Here is a 13,589-nt window from a genome sequence, read left to right as displayed (position 1 = left end):
TCCCTACTGGCGCTCCTGCATGGACGTCACATAGGCGAGGATGTCCTGCAGGTCTTCTTCCTTCAGCGTATTGAGCAGGCCGCCGACGGCTTCCTCGTCGTGCGGGCGCTCGCCCTTGATGTATTTTTCCATCTGCCGCATCAGGTAGCTGGTGTACTGGCCGACCAGCATCGGGAACATGCCGCGTCCCATGCCGGTCTTGCCGTGGCAGGTGACGCACTTCTTCTGGTAGATCGCTTCGCCGTTGGCCAGGTTGCCTGGTGCGCGCGGGATGATCATGACGCGTTCGGTCAGGGTCAGGCGCGTCAGCGCGTCATCGCTGTCCTTGAACACCGGCCACTTGGTGGGAAGTTCTATCGAGGCCAGATATGCCGCGACATCCTTGATGTCTTCGTCCGGCAACTCGCGTTCCTGGGTGTAGGGGTACATCGGGATGTTCACCCGCGTCCGGGCGCGGAATGCCTTGAGCTGGGACTCCAGGTACTTGACTTGCTGGCCCGCGAGGCGCGGATACTCTCCGCGCGAGCCACCTTGTCCGAGTTCGCCGTGGCAGCCGGCGCAGGTACTGTTGATCTCCTTGCCCTTTTCGAGGTTCTGGGCATTTCCCGGATTGCCGATGCCCAGCGAAAACAACAAAACCAGAAACTTGAATTTCATCTTGATATTCCTTGCTCCAGTGATGCGACGCATTGTCGCAGTCGCGGGACGCGCTTTTCCTTGACCAGTGTCGGATAATCCGCCGATGCCAAATTTTACTACTCCCGAGGACGGTTCCAATCTGCGGCTTGACCTGCGCCGCACGGTGATCCTGCGCTGGTGGCTGCTGGCGGCCGTGGTGGTCGCCGTATCGTCAGCGCCGACTCTGCTGGGCATCGCCTTGCCGCAGTTGCCGATGTTCGCCGTGGTCGGGCTGATGGCCGGCTTCAATGCCTATGTGCAGTGGAGCACGCGCGCGGACGAACCGGTGGGGGGCGGCGAATTGTTCGGCCAGCTGTGCGTCGACCTGGCGGCGCTGGCAATCCTGCTGTATCTGTCGGGCGGGGCGGCGAATCCGCTGATTTCCCTGCTGCTGGTGCCAGTCGCCGTGGCCGCGCTGTCGTTGCCGGGCAGGCACGCCGCCGCGGTTGCCGTGCTGGCGGTCGGGCTCTATTCGCTGCTGATGTGGGCTTTCCTGCCGCTGTTTGTCGGCGATGCCGAGCGCGCGGCGCGCCTGCATCTGGCCGGCATGTGGCTGACTTTCGTGGTCTCGGCAACCATGATTGCCTGGTTCGTGGCGCGCATGACGGCTTCGATCCGAGATCGCGATCGCCGTCTGGCCGCGGCCCATGAGCAGGCGTTGCGGGACGAGCGGGTGGTGGCGCTGGGAGCCCTGGCCGCCGGTGCCGCGCATGAACTGGGAACGCCGCTGGCGACCATTGCCGTGGTGGTCGGCGAACTGGAGCGGGAGACTTTCCAGAATGCCGAAGTACACGCCGACCTGGCGCTGGTGAAGGAACAGGTGGACATCTGCAAGGGCATTATCAGCAGCATGGCGGCACGGGCCGGCGCGCAGCGGCCGGAGCAGCTCGAACTGCAGGATGCAGGGGCCTGGCTGCAGGGTGTGCGTGCCCGCTGGCACGCCATGCGGCCGCGGGCGGGCAGCCGGTTGCGGTACCAAGAAGACGCCGCGTCGATACCGTGGATCGCGACCGACGCCAGGTTGGAACAAGCCGTGGTGAACCTGCTCAACAATGCAGCCGACGCCTGCGATGCGGAAATCGACATCGGGCTTGGCTGGGACGCAGCAATGCTGAGGATCGTGATAACGGATGGCGGCCCCGGGTTTGCGGACGAGGTGCTGCGTCAGGCCGGCCGCGCACCCCTGCCGGCACGCGGTGGCGGGGCGGGCATCGGCTTGCTGCTGGCGTTTTCCGCAATTGAACGACTGGGAGGCAGGATCATGCTGGACAATGCGCCCGGCGGGGGCGGGCGGGCCAGCATCGAACTGCCGATAGCGCAAAACCGAGATTTGAGGAAGGCACCGGAAGCGACATGAACGAGACCATGCTGATCATAGAAGACGATGACACATTCAGCGCCACGCTGCTGCGCGCGCTGAAGCGGCGCGGCTACGCGGCGGAGGCCGCGCGCTCGGCGGCGGCGGCGGTCGGCATGGCGCAGGCGGCCGCGCCGGACAAGGTGGTGCTGGATCTCAATCTCGACGGATCATCCGGCCTCGGCTTGATTCCGCGCCTGCTGGAAATCAACCCCGCCTGCCGCATCGTGGTTCTGACCGGCTACGCCAGCATCACCACGGCGGTCGATGCGATCAAGCTGGGTGCCGTGCAGTACCTGGCCAAACCGGTGGATGTCGACACGCTGCTGCGCGCCTTCGGTCACTCGCTGGAGAACGATGAACGTTCGTCCGAAGCCGGCACGGCTTCAGGCGTCCCGTCAACGCCCATGTCGGTCGATCGCATGGAATGGGAGCACATCCAGCGTGTCCTGCGCGAGCAGAAAGGCAACATATCGGCCACCGCGCGGGCGCTCAACATGCATCGGCGCACCTTGCAGCGCAAGCTGCTGAAGCGGCCGGCAAAGCAGTAACCAGTAACGCCGATGCCGCGTCATCCGGAGTGGCTTTGCCCGCGTCGTTTGCGGGCTTAGACCACTCCGCAGGGGCATCATCAGTGCCCCACGTCGAACCGGTAGGGCACGGCAATCCGTTGCCGGTCGGTTTCGACAATGACCGTTGCCACCCAGGTCATGCCGCCGGAAACGCATACCGGCAGCGAGACTTCCCCGACATGGCGTCCCGGATCGGTGGCGGGGAGTTCGCTCCGGTTGTAGCCCATGTTCATGCTCTCGCCGGCAAAGTCCACTTCGACTTTTCTCGGCTTGACTCCGCTGACGATCACTTCTACGCGCAAAGGCTGCAGGAAGGGTATCGGCCGCGGCGTGATGGAAAACTCCATGCGCCCTTGCGGCAGGGTTGCCGTGCATGCGCGACGTTGCAAGTCGCATCCCGGCTCAACGACACCCGTTATGTCCGCCTTGGGCAGCAACAGCGGCGACAACTGGTGGCCGATGATGGCTGTGGCAACCAGGGCGGCGATCATCGCCAGATTCAGGAGATGGGATTTGCTGAATTTCAAGGCCGAATTTCTCCGTGGCGCATTATGGCTTCATACGGTGCATTGATGCGTGGCAACATTTGATCTAGGTCAAGCCGTTTCGGCTTGCTTTGGCGGTAACATGCGCGGCATATTGTCGCAGCGGCGAAGTGTCGCAGCGACGATCAGGCAGCAAGGGCGCATCGGAATCTGTGCTAACGCAGTATCAACCGGAATGGGAGTGACATCAATGAAGCAGTTTAACAAGCAAGCTACCTCGCTGCTGCTGGCAGCCGGCATGGGGCTGGCGGCGACCGCAGCCTGGTCGGCCGACAACCTGGCGGATGTGCTGAAAGCGCGCGGTTTGAGTCAGCAGGATCTGCTGGCTGCCGCCAAGACCTATGTGCCTACCGGCAAGCGCGACGAATTCGTCGCCTTCAGTTCCGGCGGTCAGTCGGGCCAGGTCATTGTGTACAGCATTCCCTCGATGCGCATCCTCAAGTACATCGGCGTGTTCACGCCGGAACCCTGGCAGGGCTACGGCTTCGACGAGAGCTCGAAGAAGGTGCTTGCACAGGGCCGTATCGACGGCAAGGACATCACCTGGGGCGATACGCACCATCCGGCAATTTCGGAAACCAATGGCGAGTATGACGGCCAGTTCCTGTTCATCAACGACAAGGCCAATCCGCGCCTCGCCGTGATCGACCTGCGCGACTTCGAAACCAAGCAGATCGTCGTCAATCCGATCTTCAAGTCCGAGCACGGCGGCGCCTTCGTCACCACCAACACCGAGTACGTGATAGAAGCCGCCCAGTATCCGGCGCCGCTGGAGAACAAGAAGTTCTACCCGCTCGAGGAAATGAACGAGAAGTATCGCGGCGGCGTCACCTACTGGAAGTTCGACCGCAAGGAAGGCCGCATCGTAACGAAGGATTCCTTCTCGCTCGAACTGCCGCCCTACTGGCAGGATCTGTCGGACGCCGGCAAGGGTGCATCCGAAGGCTGGTCGTTCACCAACTCCTTCTGTTCCGAGCGCTACGTCGGCGGCATCGAGAAGGGCCGTCCGCCGTATGAGGCCGGTTGCTCCGCCAAGGACACCGACTATCTGCACGTGATCAACTGGAAGAAGGCTGCCGAAGTCGTCAAGGCCGGCAAGGCCAAGAAGATCAACGGCCACGACGTGATCTCGATCGAGACGGCCGTCAAGGAAGGTTTGCTGTATCTGATTCCCGAGCCGAAGAGCCCGCACGGTGTCGACGTGACGCCGGATGGCAAGCACATCGTGGTTGCCGGCAAGCTTGACACGCACGTTTCGGTGTATAGCTTCGAGAAGATCCAGGCCGCCATCAAGGCCGGCAAGTTCGAGTCCAAGGACGCCTACGGCATCCCGGTGATCGGCATGAAGGATGCGCTGCATACGCAGGTATCGCTGGGCCTCGGCCCCCTGCATACACAGTATGACAGCAAGGCCTGCGTCGCCTACACCTCGCTGTACGTGGATTCGCAAGTTGCCAAGTGGAACTATTGCGAAGGCAAGGTGCTGGACAAGATCAGCGTGCACTACAACATCGGTCACCTGATGACCATGGAAGGCGATTCGACCAAGCCGGCCGGCAAGTACCTGGTCGCGCTGAACAAGCTTTCCATCGATCGTTTCGTGCCGGTTGGCCCGCTGCAGCCGCAGAGCCATCAGCTGATCGACATCAGCGGCGACAAGATGCAGTTGCTGTATGACATGCCCCTGCCGCTGGGCGAGCCGCACTACGTGGTGGCCATCGATGCGAAGAAGCTGAAGCCCGCCGTGCGCTACAAGGTCGGCACCGACAGCCGCACCGACAAGCCGCATCCGGGTGCCGTTCGCGCCGGCGAGGAGAAGATCGTCAGGAAGGGCAACAAGGTCGAAGTGTTCGGCACCCTGATCCGTTCGCACATCACGCCGGAAACCATCGATGTCGAAGTCGGCGACGAAGTGACGATCAACCTGACCAACCTCGAGCGCGCCCAGGACGAAACCCACGGCTTCACGGTATCGACCTACAACGTTCATGCGTCGGTCGAGCCGGGCAAGACCGTGGCCGTCAAGTTCAAGGCCGACAAGGAGGGCGTCTACCCATACTACTGCACCGAGTTCTGCTCCGCGCTGCACCTGGAGATGATGGGCTACATGCTGGTCAAGCCGAAGGGCTGGAAGCCGTCCGCCAAGAAGGAACTGGCGAAGGGCAGCTATACGGAAGCCGACTACAAGGCGACAGTGAAGAAGGTAGCCGACACCCAGGCCATCATCGACTCCGTCGTGGCTTACATCACCAGCGTCAACTACAAGGACTTCCCGGATGTCGTGGCCATGGTCGAGGATGCATTCGACCAGTTGGGCAAGACCAAGGGTCTCAAGGAGAAGCATGAAGGCTTTGCCGCCAAGAAGGATTGGGAAAATGCCAACCTCTGGGCCGAGCAGATCTGGCAATACCAGGTCAAGACCGCCGACCTCGGTCTGCGCGCCAAGACCTACCTTGAGCAAAATGGAGCCAGGAAGGTCAAGTAAGTTGAACTAGATCAAGGCAGGTTCCGGGGGGCAGATATACTCTGCCCCCCGTTTTCTTTTAGAAAGGGAATACCCATGAAGTACGGATTGGTTCTTGCGGCGGTTGCCGTCACTTCCTTCGCCGCACCGGCTCTGGCCGACGGCAAGGCGCTGTATCTTGAAAAAACCTGCATTGCCTGTCATGGCAAGGATGCCAAGAAGCCGCTGACCCCCGAGTATCCCAAGCTGGCCGGGCAGAATGCGAAGTACGCCGAGAAGCAGATGCAGGACATCAAGAGCGGCGCGCGCGCCAATGGCAACTCGGCGGCAATGAAGGGCGTCATGCATCTGGTATCGGATGATGAAATCAAGCAACTGGCCAAGTATCTCTCCGAAATTAAATAACCGGGGTTGACCATTGCCTGGTACGGCAGGGTCTGCCAATTGAGGAATATCAATGATCCATGATGTACTAATGTGCGATCATTGGCATGGTTCTCACACATTGATGAGGAAGCGAAATATGTACAAGTCACTGACACTGGCGCTCTCGATAGCACTGATTCCCGCATTTGCGCTGGCGGCGCCGCCAGCCGAAAAGAAGGCGGGCATTGAATCCAAGGATTACAAATGGAACGCCCAGGAAGGCGAGAAGATCGAGGCGCTCAAGCTCAAGGGCAATGCCAAGGCCGGCAAGGAAGGTTATGAGGTTTGCGGTGCCTGTCACCTGCCCTCAGGCGCCGGTCGTTCCGATGGCACCTTCCCGCAGTTGGCCGGCCAGCACACCACGGTGCTGATCAAGCAGATGGCCGACATTCGCGCCGGTCTGCGTGACAATCCGACCATGTACCCCTTTGCCAAGGAGCTGACTGACGCGCAGGAACTGGCGAACGTTTCGGCTTACATTGAAAGCCTGTGCATTCCGGTTGATCACGGCAAGTACGAGGGTCCCGATGCCGCCAAGCAGATCGCCGACGGCAAGGCGATGTACGAGAAGGAGTGTATCGAGTGCCACAAGGCCAACGGCGAAGGCGTCAAGGACAAGTTCTATCCGGTGCTGGCCGGCCAGCACTACAAGTACCTGCTGCGCCAGATGACGGAAATCCGTGACGGGCATCGCCGCAACGCCAACCCGGACATGGTCAAGATCATCAAGAAGTATGACAACGCTCAGCTCGTTGCCATCTCGGCCTATCAGGCAAGCCTGACCATGCCGGGCTCGATGTGCAAGGCAGCCCCGGCCAAGGGCGGCAAGAAGAAGTAAGCGCCTCACCCGGAGCGATCGCGTCCTGGCGCCGGTCAGGAGGCGATCCGCCTTCGGTTAGCCTCATCCCCGCATACAGAGAACATGATGCAAGACCATAAAAAACAGAATCTGCTGATCACCACCCTGACCCTGGTGGCCATGGTGGCCTTGATCGCCTCCTATTTCTCGCCGATCTGGTGGGTATCGCTGACGGCGCCCAATTATCCGAAGGATGCCTTTCCTGACGGCATCCGGATTCATTTCCACTTCGATGGCGTGTACAACGGCTGCCGGGCCGCGGGTACGGGCACCCGCATGAGCGGCGAGATCCTGCAAAAGGATCTCGATCACACCGTGGAACGCTACAACCCCGTTCTCGATGCGCAGAAGAACGTCAACAAGGATGCCGAAGGTCTTGACTGCGTGCACGAGATGAACACCATCAATCATTATGTCGGCATGTTCCCGATTTCCACCGGTGCGCCGGTGGAGAAGCCGCTGGCGAAGTTCTTCTTCGGCTTTTTCGTCGTCATGCTGCTGGGTTTCATCGCCCCGGAGGGCCGCAAGCGCCTGATGGTGCTGGCGGCAGGGTTTGCCGCGGTGGCGGTGTGGATGGTGGTGCATCAGTTCGTGCTGGGGCATATGGAAACCCATATCGCCGCCTACGTCAGCGAGGCAGGTACCTTCTTCAAGGAGCCGGACAAGATCAAGGTCTGGGGCGACAACGTGCGCACCATCACCACCGGGGTCATCGTCGGCCTGATCGTGGCGATGGCCATCGTGGTCGCCGGCGTGGCCAAGTTCCGAGGCTTCTCGCTGCTGCTGGCATTGGTGCCGGCCTTGATGCCCGTGTTCTTCGTCATCGAATACGCCGGTTGGCTGTGGTTCTTCGGCCACAACATGCATCCCTGGGGGGCATTTACCGTCAAGCCATTCATGCCGACCGTGTTTGGCGAAGGCAAGGTGGCGCAGTTCTCGACCTATTCCTATCCCTACTGGGGCTATGCGCTGCTGCTGGTCGCCTTTGGCTGCCTGATGATGGCGCTGCTGCTGCGCCGCAGGCAAATGCGCAATTCCTAGGTCGCGGCCATGAAACTGAAACGCTGGCTGGCTTTGCTGCCTGCCTTGCTGCTCGGTGTCTCATCGCTGCTGGTAGCGCGCCCCGCGGACCGCGACGCCGACGAGGACAAGCCCCCCGGTTTCGGATCGACAGCGGACCTGTCCACCGCGCCGCGGGTTGGCGTGGACCGGCCCAAGCCGACCTACATGCTCCATGAGCGCGACAAGCGCGTGCATGGTTTGAAGCCGTTCCAGGATCTGGTGGATGCGGCACCGGCGGGCTCGACGCTGCGTCCGCCGCCCGGCGCATATTCCGGCCCGGTCGTGATGACCAAGCCCTTGATCATCGATGGTGGCGGGCAGGTGACGATCGACGCCGGCGACAAGGGTACCGTGTTTTCGCTACAAGCCGACGGCGCGGTATTGCGCGGCCTGCATCTGACAGGCTCCGGCGATTCGCACGATACCGACGACTCGTGTCTGGATGTGCGTGGTCACCGCAACGTGATCGAGGGTCTGGTGATCGACAACTGCCTGTTCGGCATCGATCTGAAGCAGTCGAGCGACAGCGTCCTGCGCAACAACAAGATACGTTCGAAGCCCCGCGAACTTGGCGTGCGCGGCGACGGGCTGCGACTCTGGTACAGCGACCGCAACCTGATCGAAGGCAACGAGGTGGTCGATTCGCGCGACATGGTGGCCTGGTATTCCCACGACAACATCTATCGCAAGAATGTCGGCAAGCGCAGCCGCTATTCGATCCACTTCATGTTCGCCAACAACAACGTGGTCGAGGACAACAGCTTCTATGACAACTCCGTTGGCGTGTATTTCATGTACACCGAGGGCGGAGTGCTGCGCAACAACCTGATCTCCCATGCAACCGGCGCCGCCGGCATGGCGGTCGGGTTCAAGGAGGCCAGCAACGCGGTAGTCGAAGGCAACGAGATCATCTACTGCGCGGTCGGCATCGGCTCCGATTTGTCGCCCTTCCAGCCCGACAGCAAGATCTGGGTGCGCAACAATCGCTTTGCCTACAACGGCATTGCGGTAAAGTTGACCAGCGAACTGGGCGGCAATGTGGTCACCGACAATGTCTTTGAGGGTAACCTGACCAATGTGGTGCAAGCCGGGCGCGGCGAATCCGGCCGCAACGAATGGCGGGGCAACTACTGGGACGACTACCAGGGCTTCGATCGCGATCACAACGGAATCGGCGATACGCCCTACGAACTCTATGCCTACGCCGACCAGATATGGATCGAAATGCCGCCGGCGCGGTTCTTCAAGAACTCGCCGGTGATGGAACTGCTGGATTTTCTTGAGCGACTGGCGCCTTTTTCGTCGCCGGAGCTGACTCTGAAGGATGACAAGCCGCGCTTCACCAAGCCGCAACTGATCAAGAGTAAGGTGACAGAATGAGCGAATCGACACCACCTTCAGCCGGAAAACCGCCTCAATCGCGGGAACGTGCGCAACAGGCGCGCCGTCGCGTGTTGCGCACCATTCTGCTGACCGGCGGGGTGATGGGCGCTGCGCTCTCCGGCTATCTGCCCCTGGTCTATGCCCAGAAAAAGCGTCTGCGGCCCCCGGGTGCGCTGGACGAAAAGGATTTCCTGTCGTCCTGCATCAAGTGCGGGCAATGCGTTCAGGTCTGCCCGGTACAGGCGATCAAGCTTGCTGACCTGGTCGACGGTTTTGGCGTTGGCGCACCTTACATCGATGCGCGCGAGCAGGCCTGCGATTTCTCCTGCGATGCGGTGCAGTGCATCCTGGCGTGTCCCACCGGGTCGCTGGTCTACAAGAAGCCGGCCTTCCTCGGCGTGCGCAAGGGCGCCAAACTGGCAGCCGCACCCATCCTCAAGGCCAAGGAAAAGGATGCCGAACCGACACTGAACCTGAGCGAGCGCATCGGCGTCGCGCGCCTGACGCGACCGGAAGCCTGCCTTGCAATACAGGGCAAGGGTTTCAAGGGACAAGTGCGCGGGGCATCGTTCAAGGGCCGCATGCGCTACATGGAGGTGAATCGCTGGAAGCCGATCCGCGTCGCCGATCATCCCTATGATGTCGCCGAGTGCGACCTTTGCGTGCGCGAATGCCCGGTCAAGGGAGCGATTTCAATCGAAACCGTGTTTGCCCCGGACGGCACCAAGCGCAAGTCGCCGGTGGTGCATGAACCCTGCGTCGGTTGTGGCGTCTGCGAGATGATCTGCCCCGTGGAGCCGACCTGTATCGTGATCGACGCGCGCGAGGTGTGGAACACATGAATATCTACCTCAAACGCCGATTCTTCGACCAGATCGCGGTGATGTTCGGCCGCGAGGCGAAAAAGCCAGGGGCGATTTCCGAGCGTGCCCAGGAAATCCACATCCTCAAGCGCGCCACCAACAAGGAGCGCCTGCAGGAAGCCATGGTCGCGCATGAAAATGCGCAGAAGGTGCACAAATGGCGCAACCGGCGCTGGGCGGTGCTCGTCGTGGCGAACCTGCTGTTCACGGTTTCATTCTGGCTTGATATCCAGATTCTCGAAGGTGCACTGACGGCATCGCGCTTCATCGGTTTTCACCTGATCGACTTGAACTCGGCGCTGCAGGTGATGCTGGCGCACAAGCACATCATCGTCAATCTGGTGATCGGCACCGGTACGGTGTTCGTCCTCTGGCTGCTGCTGGGCGGGCGCACATTCTGTTCCTGGGTATGTCCTTATCATCTTCTGGCGGAAGGCGCGGAGAAGATCCATCTCTGGCTGGTGAAGAAGAAACTGGTGACCGACCAGAATATCGATCGTCGCCTGCGCACCCTCTCGTGGATCGTGTTCGCGGTCCTGGCCCTGGCCACCGGCTACACCGTGTTCGAGGCGATTTCACCGACCGGCATCGTCTCGCGGGCGCTGATCTACGGTCCGGGCCTGGCCCTGTTGTGGGTGCTGGCGCTGCTGGTGTTCGAAGTGTTCTTTTCGCGCCGCGCCTGGTGCCGCTATGCCTGTCCGATCGGCCTGACTTACGGCGTGGTCGGCATCTTCTCGCCGGTGCGCATCAAGTACAAACTCGATGGTTGCTTCCACGAAGGCGATTGCCGCAAGGTCTGCCTGGTCCCGCATGTGCTCGATACCGTCATCAAGGGACGTGCGGTGGACACCGAAATTCCGATCGGCCCCGATTGCACCCGCTGCGGACTCTGCGTCGACACCTGCCCCACGGGTTCGCTTACCTTCGACGTCAAGGGCCTTTCCAAGCTGCTATGAAGACCCTTGATCCGCAGATTTCGCAGATTTCGCGGATTAAGGCGAACCCTATTTCGGTTTTCAATCTGTGTAATCTGCGAAATCTGCGGACAACGCCTTTCGTTCTTACTTCCGAGCCATGATCCGTTTTTCAAACGTAGCAAAAAGCTTTCGCAAGACTCGCGTACTGGACGACATCAGCCTCGACATCGGCCTGTCCGAGCGCGTCGCCCTGATCGGCTCCAACGGCGCCGGGAAGACCACCCTGATTCGCTGCCTGCTGGGCGAATACACTTTCGACGGCCAGGTGACGATCGACGGTCGCGATCCGCGCCAGGAGCGCACGGCAGTGCTGGGCGCGATCGGTTTCGTGCCGCAACTGCCGCCGCCGCTGAAAATGCCGGTGGCCCAGTTGATCGATTTTTCCGCCGCTCTGTGCGGCACCGATCCGGTGCGCATTCATGAACTGGCGCAGCGCCTGGGCCTCGATCTGACGCCGATCCTGGCGCGGCCTTTCGTCAAGCTCTCCGGCGGCATGAAACAGAAGCTGCTGATCGCGATCGCGCTCGGACGCGATGCCAAGGTGCTGGTGATGGACGAACCGGCCGCCAACCTCGACCCCGAGGCGCGCAAGATATTCTTCGAACTCCTCGCCGAGCGGCAGGAGGACGTCACCATGCTGATATCCAGCCATCGCCTGAACGAGGTGTCGGCGCTGGTGAATCGCGTGATCGAAATGGACATGGGCAAGGTGGTGCTGGACGACCGCGTGGCCGACGATGTGTCGCTCTCCGGCCAGTTCGCCTGCCGCATCTCGATCAAGCGCAACGAGGCCGCATTCACCAAGGCAATGCAGACCTGGAACTTCCGCGATCTCGGCAATGGCCTGGAATGGGAGGGCGAAGTCCCCGGTCCCGATCGCCTGCGCTTCATGGGAATGACATCGCGCTACGTCGCGCTGATCAGCGATTATTCCCTGCAGGAAGCGGGAAAAGTTATGCCTCCGGCGGAGCCGGGGGCGGCATCCCTTGCGGACGGTGCTGGCGAGTCGGCGAATTGATGGATCGGCGTCGTTTTATCGCCGCGGGCCTGTCGCTGACGCCGCTGGCGACCGCGCTCTCGGCCTGCGGCAAGACCGGCTCGTGGCCGGAGGGCATGGCCGAGATCAAATGGGATCGGGACACTTGCGTCCGTTGCAGCATGGTGATTTCCGATCGCCGCTTTGCCGCGGAAATGCGCGGCGGCGAGAAAAACGTCGTGTTCAAGTTCGACGACATCGGATGTGCGGCGTTCTGGCTGCGCGACAAGGCGAGGGACTACCCGTGGCTGACGGAGCCCGCCACCCGGTTCTGGGTCGCCGATGTCGCCAGCCAGGGCGAGAAATGGCTGGAGGCGCGCAAGGCACACTATGTCGGTGGCAAGACTTCGCCCATGGGCTACAACTACGGTGCCATCGCCTATCCGGAGGCGGGTGCCTTCGATTTCGAAGAAATGCGCCAGCATGTGCTGGCCAAGGGAAAGTAGGGAATACGCATGAAACAACTCTGGCTTACCGCCAAACTCGACATCGTCGAATCGCTGCGCGCGCGCTGGTTCCAGATCTACACGCTGGTATTCGGCGGCATCGTCGCGCTGCTGTTCCTCTTCGGCCTGACCGAATCGCGCGTGCTGGGCTTCATCGGCCTGTCGCGCCTGCTGGTCACCTACATCCAACTGACCATGGCGATCCTGCCGATCTTCGTCCTCATCACCACCGTGCGTTCGGTGGCGGGCGACCGCGAGGCCGGCGTCTATGAATACCTGCTGTCGCTGCCGGTCTCGCTTGCGGCGTGGTTCTGGGGCAAGATCCTCGGCCGCTACATCGTGATCTTCCTGCCGGTGTTCGGCGCCATGGTGCTGGCGGTGCTGATTGCGCTGGTGCGCGGCATCGAAGTGCCGTGGGGCATCTTCGGCTACTACACCGGCTTGCTCGCCGTGATGGCCGCCTGCTTCCTCGGCATCGGCATGCTGATCTCGGCGTTGGCGCGCAGCACCGACATGGCGCAGGGCGCCGCCTTCCTCGTCTGGCTGACGCTGCTGCTGTTCCTCGACCTGATCCTGCTCGGCGTCATGATCCAGGGCAAGGTCACGCCGGAAGTCGCGGTCACCATGGCGCTGGCCAACCCTCTGCAGGTGTTCCGCACCGCCGCGCTGGCACTGTTCGACCCGCAGCTGATCGTGCTCGGGCCATCGGCCTATGTGATTCTCGACATGTTCGGCGTCACCGGCTACAAGGTATTCGCCCTGGTCTATCCGACGGTGCTCGGCGTCGCTGCGGCGACCCTCGGTTATCAGCTGTTCCGCCGCGGCGACTTGCCGTGACGCAGGCGGATCAGAAGCCATGTCTCCGGCGGAGCCGGTGGCGGTATCCCCCGCGGACGGCGCTGGCTCGCTTTGCGTGCCTGG

Annotated in this window: 14 protein-coding genes; 12 read left to right on the top strand and 2 right to left on the bottom strand. The window is 61.6% G+C overall.

What is annotated here, in order from left to right; genetic code table 11:
• Positions 1 to 3: 3 nt before the first annotated feature.
• Entirely contained in the window at positions 4 to 657 is a 654-nt protein-coding gene (locus SUTH_RS12835) for a c-type cytochrome (protein WP_052473620.1), read from the bottom strand.
• An 85-nt stretch (positions 658 to 742) separates the two neighbouring features.
• Between SUTH_RS12835 and SUTH_RS12830 the strand changes: the two genes are divergently transcribed.
• Both SUTH_RS12830 and SUTH_RS12825 read left to right on the top strand, forming a co-directional pair.
• Positions 743 to 2,035, top strand: a complete 1,293-nt coding sequence (locus SUTH_RS12830; protein WP_052473619.1) for an ATP-binding protein — start codon at positions 743 to 745, stop codon at positions 2,033 to 2,035.
• The gene (locus tag SUTH_RS12825; protein ID WP_041099747.1) at positions 2,032 to 2,586 is read left to right on the top strand and encodes a response regulator transcription factor; all 555 of its coding nucleotides are present in this window, start codon (positions 2,032 to 2,034) and stop codon (positions 2,584 to 2,586) included. The genes SUTH_RS12830 and SUTH_RS12825 overlap by 4 nt, the downstream gene beginning before the upstream one ends.
• An 80-nt stretch (positions 2,587 to 2,666) precedes the next feature.
• Here the strand turns inward: SUTH_RS12825 and SUTH_RS12820 are convergent, their stop codons facing one another.
• Positions 2,667 to 3,134, bottom strand: a complete 468-nt coding sequence (locus SUTH_RS12820; protein WP_052473618.1) for a hypothetical protein — start codon at positions 3,132 to 3,134, stop codon at positions 2,667 to 2,669.
• Between the two features lie 208 nt (positions 3,135 to 3,342).
• Between SUTH_RS12820 and nosZ the strand changes: the two genes are divergently transcribed.
• From nosZ to SUTH_RS12770, 10 genes are all read left to right on the top strand, one after another.
• Positions 3,343 to 5,637, top strand: coding sequence for a Sec-dependent nitrous-oxide reductase (gene nosZ / locus SUTH_RS12815; protein WP_041099745.1), 2,295 nt, complete (start codon positions 3,343 to 3,345; stop codon positions 5,635 to 5,637).
• Positions 5,638 to 5,712: 75 nt separating this feature from the next.
• A complete protein-coding gene (locus SUTH_RS12810) occupies positions 5,713 to 6,021 on the top strand; it encodes a c-type cytochrome (RefSeq protein WP_041099743.1) in 309 nt (102 codons plus the stop codon).
• 118 nt (positions 6,022 to 6,139) lie between these two features.
• Positions 6,140 to 6,880 carry a c-type cytochrome gene (locus SUTH_RS12805; protein ID WP_041099741.1) on the top strand — a complete coding sequence of 247 codons (741 nt, stop codon included), beginning with the start codon at positions 6,140 to 6,142 and terminating at the stop codon, positions 6,878 to 6,880.
• A gap of 87 nt (positions 6,881 to 6,967) precedes the next feature.
• A complete protein-coding gene (locus SUTH_RS12800) occupies positions 6,968 to 7,942 on the top strand; it encodes a hypothetical protein (protein WP_041102314.1) in 975 nt (324 codons plus the stop codon).
• 9 nt (positions 7,943 to 7,951) lie between these two features.
• Entirely contained in the window at positions 7,952 to 9,343 is a 1,392-nt protein-coding gene (gene nosD, locus SUTH_RS12795) for a nitrous oxide reductase family maturation protein NosD (protein WP_084207398.1), read from the top strand.
• A gap of 71 nt (positions 9,344 to 9,414) precedes the next feature.
• A complete protein-coding gene (locus SUTH_RS12790; RefSeq protein ID WP_231851007.1) occupies positions 9,415 to 10,188 on the top strand; it encodes a 4Fe-4S dicluster domain-containing protein in 774 nt (257 codons plus the stop codon).
• The gene (locus tag SUTH_RS12785) at positions 10,185 to 11,165 is read left to right on the top strand and encodes a NapH/MauN family ferredoxin-type protein (protein ID WP_041099737.1); all 981 of its coding nucleotides are present in this window, start codon (positions 10,185 to 10,187) and stop codon (positions 11,163 to 11,165) included. The genes SUTH_RS12790 and SUTH_RS12785 overlap by 4 nt, the downstream gene beginning before the upstream one ends.
• Positions 11,166 to 11,283: 118 nt before the next feature.
• Positions 11,284 to 12,204 carry an ABC transporter ATP-binding protein gene (locus tag SUTH_RS12780; protein WP_052473617.1) on the top strand — a complete coding sequence of 307 codons (921 nt, stop codon included), beginning with the start codon at positions 11,284 to 11,286 and terminating at the stop codon, positions 12,202 to 12,204.
• Positions 12,204 to 12,668 (top strand): hypothetical protein, encoded by a 465-nt coding sequence (locus SUTH_RS12775; protein WP_041099735.1) that lies wholly within the window; start codon positions 12,204 to 12,206, stop codon positions 12,666 to 12,668. Before SUTH_RS12780 ends, SUTH_RS12775 begins: the two co-directional genes overlap by 1 nt.
• A gap of 9 nt (positions 12,669 to 12,677) precedes the next feature.
• The gene (locus tag SUTH_RS12770; RefSeq protein ID WP_041099733.1) at positions 12,678 to 13,505 is read left to right on the top strand and encodes an ABC transporter permease; all 828 of its coding nucleotides are present in this window, start codon (positions 12,678 to 12,680) and stop codon (positions 13,503 to 13,505) included.
• The last annotated feature ends 84 nt before the right edge of the window (positions 13,506 to 13,589 follow it).

It is taken from the genome of Sulfuritalea hydrogenivorans sk43H (assembly GCF_000828635.1).
Taxonomy (GTDB): domain Bacteria; phylum Pseudomonadota; class Gammaproteobacteria; order Burkholderiales; family Rhodocyclaceae; genus Sulfuritalea; species Sulfuritalea hydrogenivorans.
This window is presented reverse-complemented; position numbering and strand designations above follow the sequence as displayed.